This window comes from Gemmatimonas sp. (assembly GCF_031426495.1).
Classification (GTDB): Bacteria; Gemmatimonadota; Gemmatimonadetes; order Gemmatimonadales; family Gemmatimonadaceae; genus Gemmatimonas.
This window is the reverse complement of sequence record NZ_JANPLK010000083.1, coordinates 99,682-120,940: the sequence shown is the minus strand read 5'-3', so window position 1 is coordinate 120,940 and position 21,259 is coordinate 99,682. Positions and strand designations below refer to the sequence as shown.

The 21,259-nt window shown below is 64.5% G+C and carries 21 protein-coding genes; 11 read left to right on the top strand and 10 right to left on the bottom strand.

Annotation, left to right across the window (positions count from 1 at the left end; all coding sequences use genetic code 11):
• The 5 genes from RMP10_RS22050 to RMP10_RS22030 form a co-directional block, all read left to right on the top strand.
• Positions 1–906, top strand: a 906-nt coding sequence (locus RMP10_RS22050; protein WP_310572227.1) for a hypothetical protein, incomplete at its 5' end; no start/stop codon positions are given.
• The gene (locus RMP10_RS22045; protein ID WP_310572226.1) at positions 903–3,170 is read left to right on the top strand and encodes a hypothetical protein; all 2,268 of its coding nucleotides are present in this window, start codon (positions 903–905) and stop codon (positions 3,168–3,170) included. The genes RMP10_RS22050 and RMP10_RS22045, both read left to right, overlap by 4 nt.
• 22 nt (positions 3,171–3,192) lie before the next feature.
• Positions 3,193–4,482, top strand: a complete 1,290-nt coding sequence (locus tag RMP10_RS22040) for a hypothetical protein (protein WP_310572225.1) — start codon at positions 3,193–3,195, stop codon at positions 4,480–4,482.
• Positions 4,482–4,976 (top strand): hypothetical protein, encoded by a 495-nt coding sequence (locus RMP10_RS22035; RefSeq protein ID WP_310572224.1) that lies wholly within the window; start codon positions 4,482–4,484, stop codon positions 4,974–4,976. The genes RMP10_RS22040 and RMP10_RS22035 overlap by 1 nt, the downstream gene beginning before the upstream one ends.
• A 736-nt stretch (positions 4,977–5,712) precedes the next feature.
• A complete protein-coding gene (locus RMP10_RS22030) occupies positions 5,713–6,279 on the top strand; it encodes a hypothetical protein (protein WP_310572223.1) in 567 nt (188 codons plus the stop codon).
• Positions 6,280–6,592: 313 nt separating this feature from the next.
• On the opposite strand, the gene RMP10_RS22025 is transcribed toward RMP10_RS22030, so the two are convergent.
• Positions 6,593–7,099, bottom strand: a complete 507-nt coding sequence (locus RMP10_RS22025) for a mobile mystery protein A (protein WP_310572222.1) — start codon at positions 7,097–7,099, stop codon at positions 6,593–6,595.
• A gap of 258 nt (positions 7,100–7,357) precedes the next feature.
• Here RMP10_RS22025 and RMP10_RS22020 point away from each other — a divergent pair, with 258 nt between their 5' ends.
• Positions 7,358–7,615 (top strand): type II toxin-antitoxin system ParD family antitoxin, encoded by a 258-nt coding sequence (locus tag RMP10_RS22020; protein ID WP_310572221.1) that lies wholly within the window; start codon positions 7,358–7,360, stop codon positions 7,613–7,615.
• A 30-nt stretch (positions 7,616–7,645) separates the two neighbouring features.
• Here RMP10_RS22020 and RMP10_RS22015 read toward each other — a convergent pair whose 3' ends face one another.
• Together RMP10_RS22015 and RMP10_RS22010 are read right to left on the bottom strand one after the other, a co-directional pair.
• Positions 7,646–8,176 (bottom strand): hypothetical protein, encoded by a 531-nt coding sequence (locus tag RMP10_RS22015; protein ID WP_310572220.1) that lies wholly within the window; start codon positions 8,174–8,176, stop codon positions 7,646–7,648.
• A 246-nt stretch (positions 8,177–8,422) separates the two neighbouring features.
• The gene (locus RMP10_RS22010; RefSeq protein ID WP_310572219.1) at positions 8,423–9,361 is read right to left on the bottom strand and encodes a DNA-processing protein DprA; all 939 of its coding nucleotides are present in this window, start codon (positions 9,359–9,361) and stop codon (positions 8,423–8,425) included.
• Positions 9,362–9,550: 189 nt separating this feature from the next.
• On the opposite strand from RMP10_RS22010, the gene RMP10_RS22005 reads away from it, so the two are divergent.
• Positions 9,551–11,386, top strand: a complete 1,836-nt coding sequence (locus RMP10_RS22005; RefSeq protein WP_310572218.1) for a M20/M25/M40 family metallo-hydrolase — start codon at positions 9,551–9,553, stop codon at positions 11,384–11,386.
• A 120-nt stretch (positions 11,387–11,506) separates the two neighbouring features.
• On the opposite strand, the gene RMP10_RS22000 is transcribed toward RMP10_RS22005, so the two are convergent.
• From RMP10_RS22000 to RMP10_RS21990, 3 genes are all read right to left on the bottom strand, one after another.
• Entirely contained in the window at positions 11,507–11,836 is a 330-nt protein-coding gene (locus tag RMP10_RS22000; protein WP_310572217.1) for a helix-turn-helix domain-containing protein, read from the bottom strand.
• A gap of 362 nt (positions 11,837–12,198) precedes the next feature.
• The gene (locus RMP10_RS21995; protein ID WP_310572216.1) at positions 12,199–12,594 is read right to left on the bottom strand and encodes a hypothetical protein; all 396 of its coding nucleotides are present in this window, start codon (positions 12,592–12,594) and stop codon (positions 12,199–12,201) included.
• Between the two features lie 208 nt (positions 12,595–12,802).
• On the bottom strand, positions 12,803–13,021 hold the full coding sequence (locus RMP10_RS21990; protein ID WP_310572215.1) for a DUF2283 domain-containing protein: 219 nt from the start codon (positions 13,019–13,021) through the stop codon (positions 12,803–12,805).
• Positions 13,022–13,443: 422 nt separating this feature from the next.
• On the opposite strand from RMP10_RS21990, the gene RMP10_RS21985 reads away from it, so the two are divergent.
• Positions 13,444–13,746, top strand: a complete 303-nt coding sequence (locus tag RMP10_RS21985) for a HigA family addiction module antitoxin (protein ID WP_310572214.1) — start codon at positions 13,444–13,446, stop codon at positions 13,744–13,746.
• Between the two features lie 7 nt (positions 13,747–13,753).
• Here RMP10_RS21985 and RMP10_RS21980 read toward each other — a convergent pair whose 3' ends face one another.
• Complete coding sequence (locus tag RMP10_RS21980; RefSeq protein WP_310572213.1) at positions 13,754–14,176, bottom strand: ABA4-like family protein; 423 nt, start codon at positions 14,174–14,176, stop codon at positions 13,754–13,756.
• A gap of 2 nt (positions 14,177–14,178) precedes the next feature.
• Positions 14,179–15,006: a hypothetical protein gene (locus tag RMP10_RS21975; protein WP_310572212.1), complete on the bottom strand. Its 828-nt coding sequence runs from the start codon at positions 15,004–15,006 to the stop codon at positions 14,179–14,181.
• 240 nt (positions 15,007–15,246) lie between these two features.
• Between RMP10_RS21975 and RMP10_RS21970 the strand changes: the two genes are divergently transcribed.
• The 3 genes from RMP10_RS21970 to RMP10_RS21960 are packed head-to-tail and all read left to right on the top strand — an operon-like array spanning position 15,247 to position 18,774.
• Positions 15,247–16,449, top strand: a complete 1,203-nt coding sequence (locus tag RMP10_RS21970; RefSeq protein WP_310572211.1) for a sialidase family protein — start codon at positions 15,247–15,249, stop codon at positions 16,447–16,449.
• Between the two features lie 5 nt (positions 16,450–16,454).
• Positions 16,455–17,567, top strand: a complete 1,113-nt coding sequence (locus RMP10_RS21965) for a glycosyltransferase family 4 protein (RefSeq protein WP_310572210.1) — start codon at positions 16,455–16,457, stop codon at positions 17,565–17,567.
• Positions 17,557–18,774, top strand: a complete 1,218-nt coding sequence (locus RMP10_RS21960; protein ID WP_310572209.1) for a heparan-alpha-glucosaminide N-acetyltransferase domain-containing protein — start codon at positions 17,557–17,559, stop codon at positions 18,772–18,774. Before RMP10_RS21965 ends, RMP10_RS21960 begins: the two co-directional genes overlap by 11 nt.
• Positions 18,775–18,851: 77 nt before the next feature.
• Here RMP10_RS21960 and RMP10_RS21955 read toward each other — a convergent pair whose 3' ends face one another.
• Positions 18,852–20,021, bottom strand: coding sequence for an alpha/beta fold hydrolase (locus RMP10_RS21955; RefSeq protein ID WP_310572208.1), 1,170 nt, complete (start codon positions 20,019–20,021; stop codon positions 18,852–18,854).
• A gap of 107 nt (positions 20,022–20,128) precedes the next feature.
• Positions 20,129–21,256: an alpha/beta hydrolase gene (locus tag RMP10_RS21950; protein ID WP_310572207.1), complete on the bottom strand. Its 1,128-nt coding sequence runs from the start codon at positions 21,254–21,256 to the stop codon at positions 20,129–20,131.
• Positions 21,257–21,259: the final 3 nt, after the last annotated feature.

The following is a 21,259-nucleotide window of genomic DNA, read 5'->3' as shown; positions in this document are numbered from 1 at the left end:
GCGACTGGTCGGTTGCTCGTTGGTGTTCTGCCGCCCATCGCTCTCATGGTCATGCTGCTTCCGCTGGCAGTGCTCGACATGGGGCTGTTTCTCGTGATGCTCGTGCCCATTGGCGTCTCCTCCTACCTCGCGGCCGGACGGGCAGTCTCGCGGTATAAACGCACGTGGCTCCCACCGCTCTTCTTCGGTGGCCTTGTGTTGGTCGTGATCTCCACCAAAGTGCTCTTCCCCGCGGTGAATGACATTCGCCGTGCCGAGACGCATGAGGCCAAGGCGGCCGCGTTCGACCAGATGGGGCGCTTACTCGGGGTACCGCTTCCCGCCTTTCTGAGCGAACCCTTTGCGCGCGCGGCGGCTCGCGGCATCGCCACCAGCGATCAGGCGTTGGCCGAGGAGCTGCTGATGTCCGCCACACCCGGACAGCCGCGTGACCTGCTCGTGCCTTCCATCGAGCAGATCTGGGGGGCCGCCGCGTACGCGAGCGCGGGCTTCACCGGTGCCGGACTTGGGCGTGCGGTGGTGGGGGAACGCGGGGTGGCGGAGGCGGTGTCGTACGCCGAGAACAGCTACTCCGTGTACGTCCTCGCTGAGCACGGAGCACTGGGCGGTATTCTGTTGCTCCTCGCGTACCTGATGCTGACGTACGCCGTGGGGAGACTCGTCACGCTGTCATCCACGAACGACGGCCCGACGATGCGCGCCACGCGCGCGCTCTTTCTCGTGGCCGTCCTCATCGTCGTCGTACCGGCGGTGTACGTGGCGCTCTCGAATGTCGGCGCCTTGCCGATTACCGGGCAGAACATGCCATTCCTGGGGCTCAATGCGTGGAGTGACGTGGCGATCTGCGCGGGCGTGATCGGCATGCTCGTGACCGGGGCCATCCACACCGCCGAGGGTACCGTATGAGCAAAGTACGGATGGCGGCACGCTGGGCGAAAGTGCGGGACGAGTGGTATCGGCTGGACGTGGGACTCATCATCGTGACGATCGGTCTGGTGCTCTTCACCATGCTGAAGACCGCCGTCGTTGCGCGTAATGCCAGCTTGCGCAGCGATCTCACCTACCGGAACACGATCGAAGAGCTGGAACGCACGCTGGAGGGGCTCGGGCCGGACAGTATCGCGCGAATCGTACCGCTGCGAATCTCGCGGTTGGGATTGGACTCGGTGTGGGTGGACACGATCGCCGTGGTGGGCGATACGCTGGCGGAGCCGTCGCTGGCGGTCGGTGGGTTTCTCCGTGATCAGATTGCCCGTTTCAACGACGCAGCCGTACGGCAGGCGCTTGGCTCGACCGAACGGCGGCGCGATCAGCCGGCAGACCCGGGCAATATCCTGCGCTCCGTCCGCGCGTCCGGCGGTGGGCTCCGCTTGGCTGACCAGGCGAATGCGGCGGGGTTGATCGTGCGCTCGCCGGTGGCCGAACGCGAATGGCGGGAGGTGATTACCGCGGATGCGAGTGCCGGAGTGGCGTTGGTTGGTCAGACAGGGAGCATCCCGCTGTTGCCGAACAGCAGCGGTAGCCGGGCCACGGTGAACGGGCATGTCTGTGAAGTAAGGGCCGGGCCGACGCGGGCGCTGTTGTACTGCGGTGCCGTGCTCGGATCCGGCGTGGAGCGATTCTACGACCTTGCGGTCGACAAGGCGCTCGTGGAATCCTCGATGTACCTCGACACATACCGAGGGCGCCGGATGTGGCTCAATGGACGCTCGACGACGGCGCGCGGTCTCCGTGTGTCGCAAGGGGCACTCGGCGATCTTCGCTCCACCGGTCCCTTCCTGTTGTCGGGCGTCGCCGGCGGGTATCTGGCGGCCGAACAGTGGGTCAACGGCCGGCGTCAGCTCGTGGAACAGTCGCAATCGACCATTGGCTTCTTCAGCCGCGCGGGGCGGTCCGCCCGATGGCCCGACGGAGGCAGCGCGCTCAGGCTCAGTCTCGACGCCAGTCTTTCGGCGGAGCTCGAGCAGGTCGCCGGCGGCTACTTCGCGGAGCGAGGGAAACTCCTCGACGCGATGGCGGTCGTGGTCGTGGATCTCGCCACCGGTCGGGTGCGTGCCGTGGTGGAGCCTTGGCGCACGGCTCCGGGTGACCCGCTGATTTCATTCGAGCCGCGCCTCGTGGGCTCCGTGGTGAAGCCGATCGTGGCCGCTGCAATTCTGGCGCGCAATCCGACGCTTGGTGATCTCGTGGTGGACTACGGCGGACCGGTGGTCACCGCCGTGGATGGCGCACCGCTGTCGCAGCCGTTTCGGAACGACGCCAATGGTTGTGGGGCGCGCATTGATTTCGATGCGTTCCTGCGGTGCTCAAGTAATCGATATGCGGCCGAGCTCTTGATGCGATCGCTGCGTCGCAACGGGTATACCCCATCGCGAGACGGAGCGTCTGTTCCGCACGCGGTGCTGGAGCGTTCGGATATCGCGGACGGTCTTGCACTGGCGTTCGATGTGGACGCGTATGCCGGGCGAACTACTGGGCGCACCGTCCCATTTTGGGATGTCGACAGTCGAAGCGCGGGCGGTATCGTGTCCGCTGTCGCTGATCCCTCGCTGGTGCCATACGAATCGCGTCCGTGGCTCCTGTCGGCCAGCGGTACCGCAACGCCGGTGGATTGGCTGGCGCGCTACGCCTTCGGGGGATGGGAAAATCGCTGGACACTGCTCGGCGTCGCGCAGTCGTACGCACGCATCGCAACCGATCGTGAGGTCTCGCTCTCGTTTCTACAGGCAGGACCTCCCAAAGGCACTCCGCTTGTGCGGGATTCCGTCGCCAGCGCGATGCGCCGCGTACGCGGCGCGCTCGCCGAGGTTGGCGCGCGCGGCACGGCGGCGCCGTTGAACTCGGTGCTCGAACGCGTCCTCGGGCCACAGGTGGTCGTGCTGGCGAAAACAGGCACGCTGAACGAAGCGAGCCCGGACGATCTCGCCGTGAAGGTACTGGCCCTTGCCGTCGGACAGCCCGCGTCCACGTCGCGCAGCGCTGCATTGAAATGCGGTTTGGCCGTGGTCGCGTACTTCGACTTCAACCGCGAAGAGATCCGGCGGACGGGAGCTGCGGCGTTGCCTGGTGTGCACGTCGAATTCGCCACGCGGTATCTGCCCGGCGTGCTCGAGCACCATTGGAAGCGGCTGTCCGGCTGTTCCGCCGCGCCAGCCAAGGACAAACAATGACCCCCTCATTTCCCACAAAGGCATGAAACGCAAAGCATGGCAATTTCTCGCGGCCCTCGTGATCGGTGGCCTGCTGGTCTGGTTTGCGACCATGGCCAACAATCATATCCAAGCGGTTGGCAGCGGCATTGCCGCGATTCTGGCGCATATGGTGCTGTCCTGGCGCGATGGACATGATGAGGAGGTGGCCGACGCCAGCTACTTCCTAGGGTTTCTGCTCACGCTCGTGCTGTTGGCCGCCGGCTTGTGGAAGCTCGCGCCGATTGGTGCCGATGCCGGTAGCACGACCGGGCCGCAGGTGCTGAATGTGTTGCCGTTCGTGCACGACCTTGCGGCGGGCTTTCTGCTCACGATCGTGGGGCTGACGGCGCGTCAGGTCCGGGTTCTGGCCATGGGTGCCGTCAGCACTGCGACGGACGAGCGCATGCGCGGAGAAATGCTGACGCTGCTCGCGGCCCAAAAGGAACTCGTGGCGAGCACCAGCCAGCTCGCGCAACAGTTTGACGGAACAGCGATCAGCCAGACCATTCGACAGGCGGATGATGCGCTCCTGTTGACGAATGAAGCATTGGCGCAGTTGAAGCGAACGGTGACGACGGCGTCCGCGGCCATCGAAACGGCGGTGGAACGTTTCGGCAATGTGGTTGGAGAGCAGTCGGACAATCTCTCCGGCGCAGCAAGCGCCCTGTCATCGTCGCTCGCCGGACAGAATGATCTGGTCGGCGCGCACGTCACGCAGATCCTCGAACGCATCGTTGAACATCGCACGAAGATTGACCACTCGCTGTCCGAGTCAATCGCGGTGGCCGCACGGACACAACGTGAACTCGGTGCCGAGCTGCAGGGGCAGCGCGAGGAATGGCAGCGCGAGCTGGACCGTGCACATGGTACGCTCGCCACGATGCACGAAAAACTGGAAACTGAATACAGTCGTGGGCTCCGGAACATTGGGCAGTCGGCCGAATCCTTCGTGAATCTCACCGCCGAGGTGCTCGGGACGATCGACCGCATCCCGGATCCCACCACGCGCCTCGAGGCCCTGTGGGCAGGAATCCAACGCGTCGATGACATGGTGGCGGGGAATGCACGGTTGGCCGCGACCGAACTCGTGACGCTGAGTGAGCGCGCCCGTTCTGCGCACAGCGCGGTCGATGATCTGTCGAAAGGGGCCCGCACCGCGGCCGGTCATCTCCAGAGCGGTGGCGCGGCGACGGCAGAAGCACTCCGGAAGGAGCTCCAGCAGATCGACGGCGTGCTGACTGACTTCCATCGCGTACTCGAATCCCGCGTCAAGTCGCTGGCGGTGCGCTGATGGGGCGCCGGTTCACGGTGATGGGATTCACCGAGGCCGAGCTTGGGTTTGCCCTCGCGGCGTTCTTCGTTGCTGTCGGCGCCGGCTATCTGCAGGAGAAGAATGCGCTCGAGGTTCACACCGTCGACGTCGTTGCAGAAAACGATAGCTTGCGAAAGAAGCTCGACAGCCTCGAGGCACGGCTGCAACAGCTCAACAGCATCGAGGCACGCTTGGCAAAACGATCCAATCTGATTCCGCCGTGCAGCGAAAAGGGCGAGTCGGAGGCACCGGTGGCCGACGTCAAGATTCTCGACGCCAATCGGTACGAGCTGAACGGCACTGAGCTGGTGTTCGAGAGCGTCCTGCTCCAGCTCGAGCCGCAGATGGCGCGGTCGAAGTCGTTGGGATGTCGCTACAGCGTGCAAGTGGTGGCGATGCCCGGTGTGGACGCGCCGCAGTTCTCACGCGCGACCGGACGTCTCCGGCGGCACTTCTACGTGCGCGAACGATGACGCCGACTGCCGAGGAAGCGCGTATGCTCGACGACATCGAGCCGAACCGCGCCATGAGGGGAGAACCACTGCAGCCACGTGTCCGTCGGCTACGCGATCTGAGTCTGATCGTGCTGGCCTTTCGGGCTGGTATCCCCTTGCCGACAGAGGCACAGGTCACGGGGCTTCCAAACGACGACACCCTTGCGCGGATCTGGGCTGATTGGGAATCACGCCATGCGCAGCGCGTGGACACGGCCCGTCCGCGTGCCGAACGCGCACGTAGCGAACGCCGTCAACTCGACGGGCACTTCAAGACAGGTGCGGCGCCGAGCCGATGGCGGACTGTCGTGCCTCGCACCGTCTCGCTTGTGATCCGTCTCTGGACGAGATGGCTCATTCAACGGCGTCGTGATTCGGCTTCGCGTTGATCCAGATCGACCTGTTCTCGCGGCGTATCGTCGGCTGGCGCGCCCCACAGCATAGCTTTCGAAAAGATGAGAACATTCATTCTGATGGTACTGATGGCCGCTGCGGTGCGAGCTGCGCCGACCACGCGGGATTCTGCGCAGGTCCACGTTGACGTCGATGTGACGTACAATCAGCAACCGCGCCGATCGCCCCGCGTGTGGGTAAACTCTCGGAGCGGTGTGTACCATTGTCCGGGCTCCAAGTGGTACGGAATAGGTAAGCGAGGGCGGTGGATGACCGAGAGAGACGCGCGCGCGAAGGGATACCGCGCGGCGTACAAGCGGGCATGCGGCACGTGATCCGCGCCATCGTCGCCCGCGTGTACGTCGGCTTCGCCTTGCTAATCGCAGGGGGTGGTCCTGCGCCGCTCGCAGCCCAACCCGCGTGCGGCGTCGACCGCTGGCCCGTGAAGACGCTCGCCGATCGCGATCGGGGCTCGGTGTCTCTTACCGACGTGGTACCCACCACCGTGCGCGCGCTGGGATCGCTCGACATTCCCGAGGTGCCCTATCCCAGCGATCGCCGTCTCGCACCGCACGAGCTCCGGCTGTATCGAGTGACCGCGATCGTCTGGCAGATCATGACGACCGAAGACGATCGCGACTGGCACATCGTGCTGCGTGATCCGGTGGACAGCAGTAGCATGATCGTGGAGATCCCCGACCCTGCGTGCACGACGGATCCCACGCTCGCGGCGCGCTTTCAGGCCGCGCGCGATGCGCTGCGCCGGGTGCCAAAGCGTGGGCGAGCGACGTTCACCGGCGTAGGATTTTGGGACTTCATTCACAACCAGCGTGGGCGAGCCCGGAATGGCTTCGAGTTGCATCCGGTGCTGGCGATCGAGCGATTGTAGCGCGGCCGCGATACCAGATTACCGGCAAGGCGGCGCTTCGATCAGGCCGCCTCTGCAACCCCGAGCCCCGTGTACGCCCGCAGCGCCTCCTCGCTGAAGCAGGCGAAGTGCACCGTCGCCGGCGATCCCGCTTAAGCAACGAACTCACGCACCGTGCGCACGGCGATCTCGGTGGCCGCTTCGAGCGGATAGCTGTAAATACCGGTGCTGATCGGGTGTGCCGCACGATGGAGAATCGGTCTGACAATCCAGTCGGCTAGTCGCCCGCTACGACCTCACCGGGCTGCGTGATCGGCCTGCGCATTGAACGCCATCACACGCCGCCGTCTCCCGTACGCCGATCCCACCAGGCATCCCACAGATCGCGCGGCCATTCTGCCAGCAACCGCCGCGCGATCACCTGCTGCTGTGCGGTCGTTACTTCGCGTCCGACGGTCTGCGCTTCGAGCGACATGGAGTGCCCCGCGCGGCTCACCAGCGTGCCCGCAATCAGGTCGGCCCGCGCCTTCACCGCGCGCTCGAGCGAGCCCGCTCTCGGCACGATTGCGTACACGACGTCGCAATCCAGCGCGTCGGCGGCACGGCGTAAGGCGTCGAGGGTGATCCCACCGTCGGCCTCGCGCTGCTCCATCTTGGCGACGGAGGTTCGACTGATGTGGAGCCGGTCGGCTAACTGTGCCACGCTCATCCCGATCGCCTGGCGCACGGCGGCGATCCATCCACTGGCGGGCGGTCGTTCCAGCGCCACTTTGCGGAAGCGAGCGAGTTGCGCTTCGGTCTGGCGGAGTTGAAGCCACTGGGTGTCGGCGCGTGCAGGCATCGTCTCCCTCAACACGTGATGCAGTATAGTGCTACGAATACAGCATTAACGAATCCTTATAGGGATGCAAATGCAGGCTCCGTTCCGCAAGTGCGTGGGTTCGGCGCAATTCACGAAGGCCGCTACCCTTGCCTCCATGTTGACATCCCCGAAGGCTAGAAAACGGAGCGATTGCGTCGATAAATAGCCAAAACCGCTCATATTTGACATATCCTGCTATCAGAAGTAGGATCAAGAATCACCCGAAAAGGAGCCGCCATGAATGTGTCGCTGACCCCCGAACTGGAGAGGCTCGTTGAAGGCAAGGTCAAGGAAGGCCTCTACAGTACGGCGAGCGAGGTGGTCCGCGAGGCGTTGCGTTGCATGCGTGAGCGCGACGAAGAACGCTTGGTCAAGTTGGAGGCGATCCGGCAAGCGGTCGCGGTCGGCCTCGCGCAGGTGGACGAAGGCCAGGGCGTGCCTGGGCCGCAGGCGTTTGCGCGCATCCGGAATAGCGTACGACAGGCGGATATCTAGCCGGCGGCTATCGCTGTTACGACCCGTTCACTATCCTCGCGGCCATTGCAGACCCACTGCGTTCCAGCCGCACGCTTCGACTGTATTCAGGTATCCCGGCCCCCAGGCAACGCTCAAGATGCTCGCCGTTTCGAGACGTCGGGCAATCGGCATGATCACGAGAGACGCTGCCCCGAGCCGTTGCAGCGCCGCCGCCGCGCTGATCGTTGCGGCTCCCGTCACCCACGTGTCGTCGACAAGGATGATGCGACGGCCTTCAATGCGCGAACGATCACCATCGAACAGCTGCGGCGTAAATGTGTTGCGGATCTTCGGCTGGCCGTCGACGTGATGCATCAGTGGCACCACGGGTCGCGTGGCGTCACTGATCAGCTCCATGCTGTTCAGTAGACGCAGCGATTTGCCATCCGCGACACCGCGCGTCGACGGCGTCACGCAGATTGCGTCGATCACTCCCCCTAGCATACTCACAAGCTCGGACCGATACGCCTCGAGGGCGGCATACGCTGCGGCGGCCACGAGATACATATCGTCGGTGTCAGCCAGCTTGTAGCGTGACATGCGGTTGTACCACGGTCCCGGACTTATTGCCATTGAGACCGGAACAACACGTCCGAGTAAAGTTTTCGGCGCGCCGGATTGGATCAGCTTATTGCAACTGAAGCAATGCGGAAAACCTGGCCCCTTCGGTCCGAAGCAGTACGCACAGACGTCGTCACGAAGTTGCGACAGCACACCTCGGGCTTCGCGATTCACGACCGCGAGTGCATCCTCGATCGCTTCGTACGGCGGTTCGTGCGCCATGCCTCAGGCGATCGCGAACGCGCGAGGTGCGAAGCTCGGGTTGAGATTACGCGTAAGTTCTTCCACATCGCGGAGCACCCGCGCGCGCATCCCTCGAACACCAACGTCTACCATCTCTCGCGCCCAGGTGTGCTGCTCCACGAGCGACTGCAGTAGGAAGACCGAGCGTCCGTGCTCGAGCGCGACACGCGCCTGCATGCGAGCGCCTGACGTGTTCGACGCTTCCACCACCACCGTGATGACGCTTAATCCGGACATGGTGATGTTTCGCATTGGAAAGTTCCCGCTGTGCGGCGCGGTGCGCGGCAGGAACTGCGACACGAGCGCCCCACCCTTTGCGACAATCTCGCGCGCGAGCAAGGTGTTCTCTTTCGGATACACCTTGGTCAAGCCCGTGCCCACCACCGCGATCGTTCGCGCGCCGACGTCAAGTGCGGCACGATGCGCCGCCGAGTCGATGCCGGCGGCAAGCCCTGAAACGATCGTCAGCTTTCGCTCGCCCAGTTCGCGTGCAAGTTTTGTCGCACGGCGAATGCCGAGCGTGCTCGCCTTTCGCGTGCCGACGATCGCGACGCCGACGGTATTCAACACCGACGCGTCGCCTTCGGTGAAGAGCAGCGGCGGGCGATTGAAGATCGTGCGCAGCATGTCCGGATACGAGCAGTCGAGCACCGTGGACGCGTGATACGCGTACTCGCTCCACGATGCCACTTCGTTGGCCGCCGCCGATTGGACGGCCTCGGGAATGGGCTCAAACAGCTCAGGCTGACCGGCGGCCGCCGCTGTTTGGGCGAAGCTGTCCCGCAGCAATTCCACCGCCGATCCGACGTTCTCGATGAGTGCACCCAGATGCGTCTTCACGAGCGTCGACGACTGCAGCAGCGCCACGGTGGCCACGAGTTCGTCGTGTGCCACGCCGGAGGTGAGGGTGGTTGCAGTCATGGCAGAGAAGATGGTCGTCGGTCGCACTCGCCGACAGACGGGAGCGGGCAACATCGACTATGGCAATAGATACCGAAAATATACCGAAAGCACGAAAGCCGCGCCAGTTGCCCCGCCACTCGCGTTCCCCCATCGTCGGCTGCATTCTGCGGCATCCCCGCTCCCACCACGACCCACTCGTCCCCACCCATGTCCTCCACCATCCGGCGCTCGGCGGCCCTCGCCGCCGTCGCCACCGCCGTCGGCCTAGCCGCAAGCACACCAGCGCAGGCCCAGCGCCCCACCACCTTCCCCACCGACGACCCCGCGATCAAGCGCATCTGGCAGATCGGCATGGACTCCTCCCGCGTGGAAGCCCTCGGTCAGGCGCTGTTGGATTCCATCGGTCCGCGCCTTACGGGAAGTCCAGGGATGCTAGCTGCCAGCGACTGGGCCATCGCGCAGTACAAGTCGTGGGGCATCGACGCCAAGCGTGAGAACTACGGCACCTGGCGTGGATGGCGGCGTGGCGTGTCGCACATCGATCTCGTGGCACCGCGCACGCGCTCGTTGGAAGGCACGATGCTGGCCTGGAGCCCGGGCACGAAGGGCAAGCCGGTGAAGGCCGAGGCGATCGTCCTCCCCAAGTTCAAAGACAGCACGGAGTTCGTGGCGTGGTTGCCGAAGGCGCGTGGCAAGATCGTGCTGCTGTCGCCGGCGTATCCGACCTGTCGCCCCAGTGAAGATTGGGTGCGCTTCGCGACGCCGGAGTCGAAGGCGCGCATGGACACGCTGGTCGCGCAGACACAACAAGATTGGGCCGTGATGACGGGCGCCAATGGCCGCCCCGACAGCACGAAGCTCTATCGCGGCACGGGCTATGGCATGGGGCTCGGCACGGGCACCCTCGGCATGCGTCTCGAGAAGGCGGGCGTGGTGGGCATGATCACGTCACGCAACAAGCTCTCGGGCTTCGCGAATCCGTTCGCCGCGCAGAACGCGGGCGGTGGTCGTGGCCCTGGCGGACCTGGTGGCCCTGGCGGTCAGCGTCCGGCAGGCGCGAGTGATCGTGGTGGTGGACCGGCGTCGAGCCTCGCCGCGGCGGCAGCAGGCCGTGGTGGCTTCGGCGGCGGTGGCGCGGGCGGCGCCGGCGGGTGGGGCGTGATCGAAGTGTTCGAGACGTACAACACGACGGCGCCGGCGGTGGGGCTCACGTGTGAAGATTATTCACTCGTGTATCGTCTGGCCGAGAACAATCAGAAGCCGATGGTGACGCTCGACCTCGATGCCGCACTGCTCGGCGAACAGCCGGCGTTCAACACGATCGCGATGATCAAGGGCAGCGAGAAGCCCGATGAATACGTGATGCTGTCGGCGCACTTCGATTCGTGGGACGGCTCCAGCGGCGCCACCGACAACGGCACGGGCACGCTGATGGCGATGGAAGCGATGCGCATCTTGAAGAAGGCGTATCCGAATCCGAAGCGCACGATCATGGTGGGTCACTGGGCCAGCGAAGAGCAGGGCCTCAACGGCTCCACCGCGTTCACGGAAGACCATCCGGAAGTGATGAAGGGGCTGCAGGGGCTCTTCAATCAGGACAACGGCACGGGACGTGTGCAGTCGCTGTCGAGCTCGGGGCTCACCGACATCGGCCGTCACTTGAAGCAGTGGTACACGCAGCTGCCGGGTTTCTTCACCGACAGCATGAGCGCGAACGTGGTGTCGTGGAGCTTTAATGACGTGCCCACCGGCAACCCGGGCGGCACCGACGGCGCCGTGTTCGCTTGCTTCGGCACCCCGAGCTTCGGCATGGGTGCGGTAGGCTGGAACTACGGCACGTACACGTGGCACACCAACCGCGACACGTACGACAAAATCGTGTTCGACGATGTGAAGCACAACGCGACGCTGGCCGCGCTGATGGTGTACCTGGCGAGTGAAGACCCGGAGTTCATCAAGCGCGATCGGTCACCGGGCACATGGCCGGCGAACTGGCCGGCGAATTGTGGGAAGGTACCTCGGAAGACGAGGCCTCGGTATTAAGCCGGTGGATCGCTGGTGAGTTTGGAGTTTTGCGTTGAAGTTTGGAGTTGTTAGTTGAACGGCCCGCTTGATCGATGTGATCTCGCGGGCCGTTTTGCGTCATGTGCTAGCCACTGAGTCCTAGGCGACCGTGCGCTCGGTCTCTCCGCTGAATGCGATGGTGACGCGTTCGCCGACAGCCGCGGCGATTCGCGCAATCATGCGCAGGGAGTGACCCTCGTAGTCAGCGTCCTCGAGGCGGGCGATGACGGACTGGGTCGTACCAATGCGCGCCGCCAATGCTTTCTGGGTGAGCCCGTGTCGTTCGCGGAGGTCGTAGATGGCTTGTGCGACGCCGACGGCTACCTCTGCGGCGCCCATCGCGCCGGACCAACCGGGCGTTTCGCCAAAAAGCTCATCGATCGCGGACGTGCCGTCGTTCCGCGGTGCTGGCTGTTTTCGCAAAGGCATATCTGGAAGCGATCTGTTGGTGATAGGACCGGCGATCGGCCGTCGTCACGTATGTCCTTCTCTGCCGAGCGAGCGACACGATCCAGTCGTGGAAGGGGATTCGCCCGTCCCGCTCCCGATACAGCCGAATGGCATACTGGGGCATCGGAGAACCGCAAAGATTTATCGCATATATGCGATACTGTCAATTTGCTACGGGGCGCGAGAGACGGGGGCGCGCCCATGCCCGGCAGCGGGCGTCGCAACCCCATGTCTTTGAGCAGGGCGACGATGATGTCGTGATGCGCCCAGCGCACGATATGCATAGAAACGCAGCCCTTTCTATGCATATCCCGCCTTCATGTATAGAAAACAGCTGTCTACTACGGGGCCTTCGCGGCCGAGTCCGGGAACACGAAGATCGCGATGGCGCGACCCTTTCGTTGCGTGCCCGTGCCCAACACCGCAGCGGCGACCTTGGCCCCGGCGCCGGCCTCCTTGATGTCGTCGAGAATGACCCCGTTGGCGCCGAGGCTCGCGGCTTTCTTGCGCATCGACTCCATCATCTTCTGCTCGTTCGTCCAGTTGGATTCACCGGTCGAGTTGAGCAGGGCGACTTCTTCGTACTTACCCATTACTTGCGCCGCCGTACGGAAAATGCGGACCTGATTCTCCGCGATGGGCGCGCGTCCGGACGGCGTGGGATTGAGCAGCGTGGCGTTGGTGGATACACAGGCCATGGTAATCGACGCGAGGACCACGAGCAGCAATTGCTTCACAGTACGTCTCCTGATTGGGGAATACCGAATGCTGGTATTGGGATCTGACAGCCGGTCGGAACCGCGATGACGTCACCGTGACGGGAGCATGGGCTCCCTCTTGAGGGCATCACCCCAGCACCACCAGGATGTTCCGGCTCACGGGAACGATTCGTCCCTACGCACAATCGTGCAGCATTGTTCGCCCACGTTGGCCGCGAGCTCGCTGCTACGCGACCGTGCGCTCGACGGCCATGTGTGGAGCTTGCAGCTCAAGTCGAAGCAGATCGACGGTCTGACTGGCGTGGTCGATGTCGATGCCGACGATGCGCCCTTCCGCGTCGTAGTCGAGCACCACCCCAGCGGATACCTCGCGACTTTCTACGCTCGCCCGGTCAATGAGGTCGATGTAGAGCGAGTCCGTTTCAGGGAAATAATTGAGCTTCATGGTACGAATCCGCGATCGGGAAAGGCGTTATGGACAGTCCGACCATCATCAAGGAGCACAACCCGGAGATACCGACTGCCAAGATCGGCGACCTGTCCCCAAAATCTATAACGACCGTCAGGTTGTCGCTCCCATCGAACTGGTGAACGGACGACGTCTTCGCACCACGACTTCTGTAGATACGGACGCTTTCTCAGAACCTGCTCGTCGAAATATCTGGAGTAGAGCAGGGCGGCTGGCATTACACACGGTTCACCCGATTGCCCGGACGTGTGTCATCAATTGCTTGCGTCCGCTACGAATCCGCTGCTGCTTCGCTCCCAGCTAAGGATAGTCTCGTTTGGCGTTAGTAACGGCAGACGTTACTATTGCACCGGGGGGCAGAAGAGACCCAAAACGAGACGCTCACTGAGAGACAGGTCATGCCGCGTAAACTCAAGCCGGTCACGCCGGGCGAGCTCCTGTGGGAGGAGTTCCTGCTCCCGCTCGGAATCACGAAGTATCGTGTCGCCAAGGAGATTGGCGTGCCGGCGCAGCGTATCGGCGAGATCGTGGCCGGGCGGCGTGCTATCACGGCCGATACGGATCTTCGTCTCTGTCGCTTCTTCAGACTCTCGAACGGCTATTGGCTGCGGGCACAGGCAGCGCATGACACCGCGGTCGCCGCCAAGGCGATTGCCGCCGAACTCAAACGGATCAAGCCGTGGGCGGGAAGCGCGGCGTAGCGCAGGCCTACGCGGTCTTCACAGCGCGCCCACTGATGGCCGTTCGCAAGCCGACGTACAGCATCAGCCCCACCGGCCCGAACATGAACGTCAGCAGCATGCACGGGATCACCAGCAGATGCTTGATGCCGCGCTCGGCCGCGTCCATCACCATCCAGCACCCGATGAAGAAATCGAAGGCCAGATAGTGCACCCACCCGGCAAGGATCACGCGGTCTTGCGTGAAGAGCGCCTTGACCTGCGCCAGTGATCCGAACCCGCCATCGGGATTGGCCGGCGCGGTGGACAAGGCCCAGATGTACAGCACCGCCATCGCGAGCGGCACGACGAAGCGCAGCGTCGCTGCGGTGCGTTTGGGCTGTACGGCCAGCACGATCCAACTCAGGAGCGCGGTGGTATTGGCATACTGAAACAGTTGCGCATCGGACATGGTCAGCTCGTGGACGGGGGAATCAGTGGGTGGCCAGCGAGCGCCTGAACCAACGCCGCGATGAACACGGCGGCGCAGGCCGTCGACGCCACGAGTATGGTTGCGCGCTCGGTGCCATCATGGCTGGCCGTGCGCACACGCCGAAGGCCGAGCAGGAGCAACGGTAGCAACTGCCAGGCGTGCATGCCGACGAAGTGGGGAATCCGCAGATCGCCGTGCTCGCGGCTCCACTGCGTGAGTGCTAGGCCGGCTCCGCCATCGGGTGCGCCAACGGTGTGGGAGCCCACCCGAAACGGTCGTTCGCCGCGCTGCATGGCGGCGAGTTGTGCTGGCCGAGGCTGCGTCATCGTCCAGCCCACGCCGGCGCCGGCAATGTTGAGGGCGAGGCCAAGGCGAAGTGCCATCGCCATGGTGCGGTCGGCGGCCGGTGTACGCAGATGCTTCCAGAGCAGCACCGCCGACATGATCCACACCGTGGCGATGCCCAAGCCCATGGAACTGAAGATCGCTGCATCGAGCGGCGTATCGATGTTGAAATGACTCGTGGTACCGCGCGCGGCTTGTACGGCGATCACGGCGGTTTCGAGCGCCAGAATCCAGGCGATGAGCGACTTCGCAACGCGGACAGTGGGCGTCGGTGACAGGTCGCGCATCATGAACGACATCGTGACCAGATAGATCGCCCCCGACGCCCCGAACTTGGCCGGTTTGAGCCATGCCGGCGCGCCGGTGATCAGACGATCGTCGACCACCAGACCGATCACGGCAAGGCCGAAGATCGCGGCCGAGACCGCCGCCATCCGCATCATCACCGGGGACCAGCGGTGCATCGTTTGATACTGTTCGGAACGGAAGGGCATTGTTCAGACGGACGAAGGCGGTATCAGAAGTCTTGAACAGCTCGGTACGCAGCCGCCGAGCCCGATGTTTCGCCGTTTCACCACCGGCACGCACCGATTATCACAGAATCTTAGCGTGCCGTGCTCATGCGGAGGGCTAGGTCCGCGACACAGAATTGGCTAAGGTCCATCTACGCTGCTGTTTCGCCACTCTTTGTCACCGGCGTCGCTTTGAAAGTCGTTGTCCGTTCGTCCTTCTCGTTGCCGCTCGTCGCCCTCCTCGTGATCGGCGAATTCGCGGCGTGTGACGCGCCCACGCTCAACGAGCCCGTTGCCTCCCCCACCGTGAGTGCACTGGCCACGCCGTCGAGCGCGTTGGCGCTTGCCTCTCCGGCCGCGCTGGGCCCTGCGGGGCCGCAGGCGCTCGCCTTTCAGACCTACGACGGATCGGGCGAGGTGGTACACCCCGACGTCGTGCGCTTCCCGGAGACCTGGAACGGCTATCAGCTGTGGAGCACGCTCACGCCGTACGCGCGCAGCTCGACGTTACTGGAGAATCCGTCGGTATTCGCGAGCCATGACGGCGAGTCGTGGGATGTGCCGCTCAGCGTGACGAATCCCCTCGCGCGCACCACGCGTGGCTACTTGTCCGACCCGGACCTGGTGTTCGAGCCGCGCACGGGTGCCCTGTGGATGTACTATCGCGAAGTGGAGCATGCACGCGGCGCCAACGGCAAGACGACGCACGTGGCCGACAACGTCTGGTTGATGACGAGCGACGACGGCAGGCGTTGGTCGGTGCCGACGAAAGTCGCGGCGGATTCCGGTCGGTACGTGGTGTCGCCGAGCGTGGTACGCACGGCCGATGGCGACTGGCGCATGTATCAGGTGGACGCGGGAACGTCGGGCTGCTCGGCCAAGGCGTCGCGCGTCACGGTGCGCCGATCCGCCGACGGCATCACGTGGTCATCGCGAAAGGCGAGTGGCTTGGGACAGCCCGGCTACGTGCCGTGGCATCTCGATGTGCAGTACATCGAATCACGTGGCGAGTATTGGGCGCTCACGGCCGCGTACAAGAGCGGCCGTGGATGCATGACGAGCAGCCTGTTCCTGGCCACGAGCCGCGATGGGTTCACGTGGACCACGTATCCGTCATCCGTGCTCGCCCCCGGTGAGTTCGCGCCGTTCTCGGCGGCCGTGTACCGCTCGACGTTTGCGGTCACGTCGCCTGATAGTGTGACGATCTGGTACAGTGGGGCGCGGGTGGCCACGCCGAAGCGTGGGAAGACGCCGGCGATCTTCGCGTGGAGCGCGGCGATTTCGCCGATGCGCGTGGACTCGCTGTTCGCCCGCGTGCGGTCGAGTACCCGCGCGAAAAACGGCTCGGTCGCGCTCGCTGGAGCGGAAGGCTCGTTCTCGAAGAGCGCACCGTAGATTCGATGCGCGACGCGTTGCGACTCGTGTTTGTGGCGACACTGCCCGACGTGGGTGGTGCCGCCGCGCATCTGGTGAGTTTGACCAGTGCGCTCGCGGACGCCGGCCATCAGATCAGCGTCGTCGCGCAAGCAGGGAGCGCACTGTGGGGTACGCTGCAGGCCGACCCGCGAATCACCCTCCACGACGCGGCGTTCACCAGCACGTATCGCGCGAGTGCCATGCGCACCGTACGTCGCGCGATCACGCAGCGTGGCGCCGACGCGGTGTTCGCCACCTTCGAGCGCGACTACTGGGGTACGGGTGTGGTGGCCACGCAGTGCGGTGTGCCGGCGGCGTTCTTCCTGCATCACGCGGGGCTCAAGCGTGTCAATCGGCTCATCCTGACGAGGCTTCGCTGGGACTTCATTGTGCCGTCGCACGATCTGCGGGCGTGGATTACCGACCGCGGGGTGGCGCCCTCGCGCAGTCACGTGCTGTACAACTCCGTCGATACGGGCGCATTTCATCCCAACGTCGCGTCACGCGCCACCGTGCGGACCACGCTTGGCTTGCCGTACGATGCGATCGTGGTTGGCTTCATCGGTCGATTGGAACGGAATAAGGGCGTGATTCCCTTCGCGCATGCGCTCAATCAGGCGATGGCGCGAGATTCGCGCGTGCATGCGCTGTGGCTTGGCAGCGGCCTCTGCGAACACGAGCTGGACGACATCATCCGCTCCGCTGACGCGCCGGAGCGCCACGTGCGGCACCCGTGGGCGGATGACGTGCACCCGTACTATTCCGCGCTCGATCTCCTCGCGCTGCCGTCGACTAAACGCGAGTCGTTCGGCCGCGTGCTGATCGAGGCGCAGGCGTGCGGTATCCCCGTGCTGGGAAGTGACATCGGCGGTATTCCGGAAACGATGGACGTGGGACGTTCCGGACGTTTGGTGGCCCCGGGTGATATCGACGCGTGGGGCCGCGCGATCGGTGAGCTCTCGGCCGATGGCACATTGCGCACGAACATGGGCGCGGCCGGTATGTCGTTTGTGCGTGAACGCTTCGACAACGCGACGGTCGGTGCGCAGTTCGAGTCCTGGTTCTCGTCGTGGCGCGCGAGCCACCGTGGCGGCTGACCGGGTCGTCGCCATCGATGTGTTCCGTGGCATCACCGTCGCGGCAATGCTGTTGGTCAACAATGCCGGTGATCCGATGGCGGTGTTCTCGCCGTTGCGACACAGCGCGTGGCATGGCTGCACGTTCACCGATTTGGTGTTTCCATTTTTTCTGTTCGTGGTGGGCATCACGACGCATCTCACCTCGATGCCACGCGCTACGACGCAAGGCGTCACGACGCGAGACGCGAACCCTGGCAGAACGACGCTGCGCCGCGTGGTGCTGTTGTTCGGCATGGGTCTGCTGCTCAATGCCTGGCCCTTCTTCGAAAAGTCGCGTGTGGCCGGACCGGATTGGTTGTCTCCCGTCCTGGGTCACATCGTGGCACGCGCCGCCGACCTGCGCGTGATGGGCGTGCTGCAGCGCATTGCGGTGGCCTACGGGCTGGCCGCGCTGCTGAGTCGGCGGGCGTCGTCGCGCACGGTGCTGCTGATCATTGTGGGGATTCTGCTGAGCTACTGGGCCGCGCTCACGCTCGTGCCCGTCCCGGGCGAAGGGGCGATTGGCGCGCAGCTCCTCGACGAGCCGGGTCGCACCTTATCGGCGTGGGTGGATCGCGCCGCTTTCGATTGGACGCGATTCGGCCTCGGCTGGCATCTCTGGGATCGCGCGGTGCCATATGAGCCGGAAGGAGTGCTCTCCACACTTTCGGCCACCGCAACGGTACTGATCGGCGTCCTCGTTGGTCGCTGGCTGACGTCCACGCGGCCCTTGTCGGCGCGTGCGCGCGGGCTGGCTGGCGTGAGTGTTGGCCTGATCGTGGTGGGCCTCGTGTGGGGCGTGGTGCTGCCCATCAACAAGCCGCTGTGGACTGGCTCCTACGTGCTGCTCACTGCGGGCATCGCGGGCGTGTTGTTGGCCGGTATCACCGCACTCGTGCACGGGCGTGAGCAGGCGCGGTGGCTCAGGCCTGCGCTCGCCTTCGGGCTCAATCCCATGATTGCGTACGTGGGCAGTGAATTGGTGGCGACCATTCTTCGGTCGAGCATCAAATGGAAGCTCGATGGCCATCGCGTCGGCACTGGCATGGCGGTCACGCGCGTATTGGAGTCCGTCGGCGTGGACTCGCGCGTGGCGTCACTGGCCTGGGCGCTGGCGTTCGTTGCGCTCTGGTACGGCATCCTGCGGACGCTCCGCACCAGAGGGGTCGTGATCCGGGTGTCGTAACCGTCGCTGCCGCCAGCGTGGCTACCGCCAGCGTGGCTGCCGCCGGAACGCTCCGACGGCAGCACCAATCACGCTGCCTACTGCGGCGGCACCGGACCACGCGGGCTCGCCAGGCGCGGATCGCGCATCCACTCCTGATTGTCTACGCGCAATACGCTCTTCGGACGCAGGTTCCACTCGAAGAACGTCCACACGCGGTTCCACGAATCGATCTGCTCGGGCGTGTCGTCGCTCTGCGTACTCGACGCATTCACGCGACGATTGAAGGTGTGGCCGCAGCCACCACCACCCTGGGGCGGGTTCACGTAAATCTTCGTTTCGGCCAGATCAGGCTTGAGCGCGCGCAGCGTGTAGATGAACTGCTGGTTCTCGCGAAAGTACACGTCGCAGTCGTTGGTAGCCACGTGCGCGAGCAGTGGCACGTTCAGCTTCTCGAGGTGAAACACCGGCGAGCGACGGATATACTCCGGCACGTTCTCGAACGGCAGCCCCTTGATCCCTTCTTCGGCCGCGTAGTCGCGCTGGTAGCTGGGGCCGTGATCGGACAAGCGGAAGATGAGATTCGTGACTGGCACCATCGCCGCACCGGCGCGGAAGGGCTGCCCCTCACGCGTGAGGTTGAGCGAGGTGATGAAGCCGCCGTGGCTCCAACCCATCATGCCGAGTCGGTCCATGTCGACGAACGGCTGCGTCTTGAGGTAGTCGATCGACGAGTACACGTCGTCCACTTCCATGCCGCCGTAATCGATCTTGCGATGGAAGTCGTTGCCGTAGCCGGTGCTGCCGCGGTAGTTGGGCGTGATCACGACGTAGCCCTTCTGCACGGCCTCGCGCACGAACGGCCACATGCCGAGTCCCCAATTGGAGTGCACGCCGCCGTGCACCCACACCAGCGCCGCATGACCGGCGGGATTCTTGGTGAGCGGCGCAAACACGTAGGCCGGAATCTCGAGGCCATCGGCGCGGCTCTTGTACGTGACCTTCTTGAAGTCCACGACGCCCTTGGCCCGTGCTTCGTATGCGCTGTCGGTAGCCATGCGCGCTTTGATGTCGCGGTCACAGTTGGCGCCACAACCGGCCAGATCGGCGGGGTCCTTGCTCACGAAGAGGGCACGGGCGCGGGCGGTGTCGGTGATCACGACACCGCGGCGAGGCGGCGGGGCGTCCTGCGCATGAGCCGACGAGAGCGCCGGCAGCGCAGCGAGCAGTGCCAGCGTTAGAAGCGGGCGAACGACGTAACGGGTCATACCGTCCTCAGTAGGGGTGGCGGGAACTCCCTATTGTAGACGGTAATTCACGTGGGTGGAATGGCCGGACGGTACGGCGGGCTGAGCACGCCGTACCGTTCGCGTGATCAATTCCCGAAGGCTGCCTTCAACCGTGCCCCGGCGTACTGCGTAGCGTCCATCGCCTTGGAGATCACGGCTCCCATGCCGAAGAACTCGTGGGCGACACCGTCGTAGATCCGACGCTCCACCGGCACGTTGGCGGCCTTGAGTGCCTGTTCCAGCATCGCGCCGTCCTCGAGCAACGGGTCGATCTGTGCGTTGATGATCGTGACGGGAGGCAGCCCCGCCAGGTTGGCGTTCGTGAGATGAATGCGCGGGTCGTGCAGGTCGGCCGGCGTACGGGATACATGCCGAGCGAACCAGCCCATCATGGCGCGATTGAGCGGTTTGGCGTTGGCGTGCTCCACGTACGACGCGGTGGTGGTATCCGGCTGCGCGATGGGATAGACCGCGATCACGGCCTTGGGCATCGGCATCTTGGCGTCGCGCGCCGCAATGGCCGTGGCCACCGCGAGATTGCCACCGGCGCTTTCGCCGGCAATGGCGATCCGGTTTGGGTCACCCTTGATGCTCGCCGCGTTCTTCACCACCCACGCGTACGCCGCCAGTGCGTCGTCATGCTGCGCGGGGAATTTGTGCTCGGGCGCGAGGCGGTAATCCACCGACACCACGACCGCGTTCGCTTCCTTCGAGATGCTGCGCGCGCCCCCGTCATACACATTCTTGTCGGCGATCACCCAACCGCCACCGTGATAGTACACCACCACCGCGAACGGTCCGGGGCCCGTGGGTGTGTAGATGCGCGCGGGCATGGCACCGGCGGGGCCGGGAATCGTACGATCGATGCTCGCCACGCCCGGCACCATCGCCATCGGCATGGTGTCCTTGCCGGCCTTTGCCATGACCATGGCCACCGCGGCTGCCGGTGTCGGTTGCCGGCGCGCCTCAGTCGGCGTGAGAGACTCGATGGGCTTGCCGCCCATGCTGCCGAGTTGATCGAGCACGCTCTGCATCTCGGTGTTGGCGGCCGTGGTGCGGGTACGCGGGAGCGACATCTCGCCCGAGTCGGAGAGCGTGCCGGCGGCGGTCATCGAGTCGTTGCGGGCGAGGTCGTTGCGGGCACATCCGGCGAGGCCAACGGCGCCGGCCAGCGTAACCACGACAAGGGCGCGAGTTGGTGGACTATTGAACATGTG

Excerpts from the sequence above, each read along its gene's own strand:
- RMP10_RS22000 (WP_310572217.1), bottom strand. The coding sequence starts at position 11,836 with ATGCCTTTGCGAAAACAGCCAGCACCGCGGAACGACGGCACGTCCGCG.
- RMP10_RS21990 (WP_310572215.1), bottom strand. The coding sequence starts at position 13,021 with ATGAAGCTCAATTATTTCCCTGAAACGGACTCGCTCTACATCGACCTC.
- RMP10_RS22025 (WP_310572222.1), bottom strand. The coding sequence starts at position 7,099 with ATGCCTGCACGCGCCGACACCCAGTGGCTTCAACTCCGCCAGACCGAA.
- RMP10_RS22045 (WP_310572226.1), top strand. The coding sequence starts at position 903 with ATGAGCAAAGTACGGATGGCGGCACGCTGGGCGAAAGTGCGGGACGAG.
- RMP10_RS21965 (WP_310572210.1), top strand. The coding sequence starts at position 16,455 with ATGCGCGACGCGTTGCGACTCGTGTTTGTGGCGACACTGCCCGACGTG.
- RMP10_RS22040 (WP_310572225.1), top strand. The coding sequence starts at position 3,193 with ATGAAACGCAAAGCATGGCAATTTCTCGCGGCCCTCGTGATCGGTGGC.
- RMP10_RS21975 (WP_310572212.1), bottom strand. The coding sequence starts at position 15,006 with ATGCACCGCTGGTCCCCGGTGATGATGCGGATGGCGGCGGTCTCGGCC.
- RMP10_RS22005 (WP_310572218.1), top strand. The coding sequence starts at position 9,551 with ATGTCCTCCACCATCCGGCGCTCGGCGGCCCTCGCCGCCGTCGCCACC.
- RMP10_RS22015 (WP_310572220.1), bottom strand. The coding sequence starts at position 8,176 with ATGTCACGCTACAAGCTGGCTGACACCGACGATATGTATCTCGTGGCC.
- RMP10_RS21955 (WP_310572208.1), bottom strand. The coding sequence starts at position 20,021 with ATGACCCGTTACGTCGTTCGCCCGCTTCTAACGCTGGCACTGCTCGCT.
- RMP10_RS22020 (WP_310572221.1), top strand. The coding sequence starts at position 7,358 with ATGAATGTGTCGCTGACCCCCGAACTGGAGAGGCTCGTTGAAGGCAAG.
- RMP10_RS22010 (WP_310572219.1), bottom strand. The coding sequence starts at position 9,361 with ATGACTGCAACCACCCTCACCTCCGGCGTGGCACACGACGAACTCGTG.
- RMP10_RS22035 (WP_310572224.1), top strand. The coding sequence starts at position 4,482 with ATGGGGCGCCGGTTCACGGTGATGGGATTCACCGAGGCCGAGCTTGGG.
- RMP10_RS21950 (WP_310572207.1), bottom strand. The coding sequence starts at position 21,256 with ATGTTCAATAGTCCACCAACTCGCGCCCTTGTCGTGGTTACGCTGGCC.
- RMP10_RS21985 (WP_310572214.1), top strand. The coding sequence starts at position 13,444 with ATGCCGCGTAAACTCAAGCCGGTCACGCCGGGCGAGCTCCTGTGGGAG.
- RMP10_RS21980 (WP_310572213.1), bottom strand. The coding sequence starts at position 14,176 with ATGTCCGATGCGCAACTGTTTCAGTATGCCAATACCACCGCGCTCCTG.
- RMP10_RS22030 (WP_310572223.1), top strand. The coding sequence starts at position 5,713 with ATGCGGCACGTGATCCGCGCCATCGTCGCCCGCGTGTACGTCGGCTTC.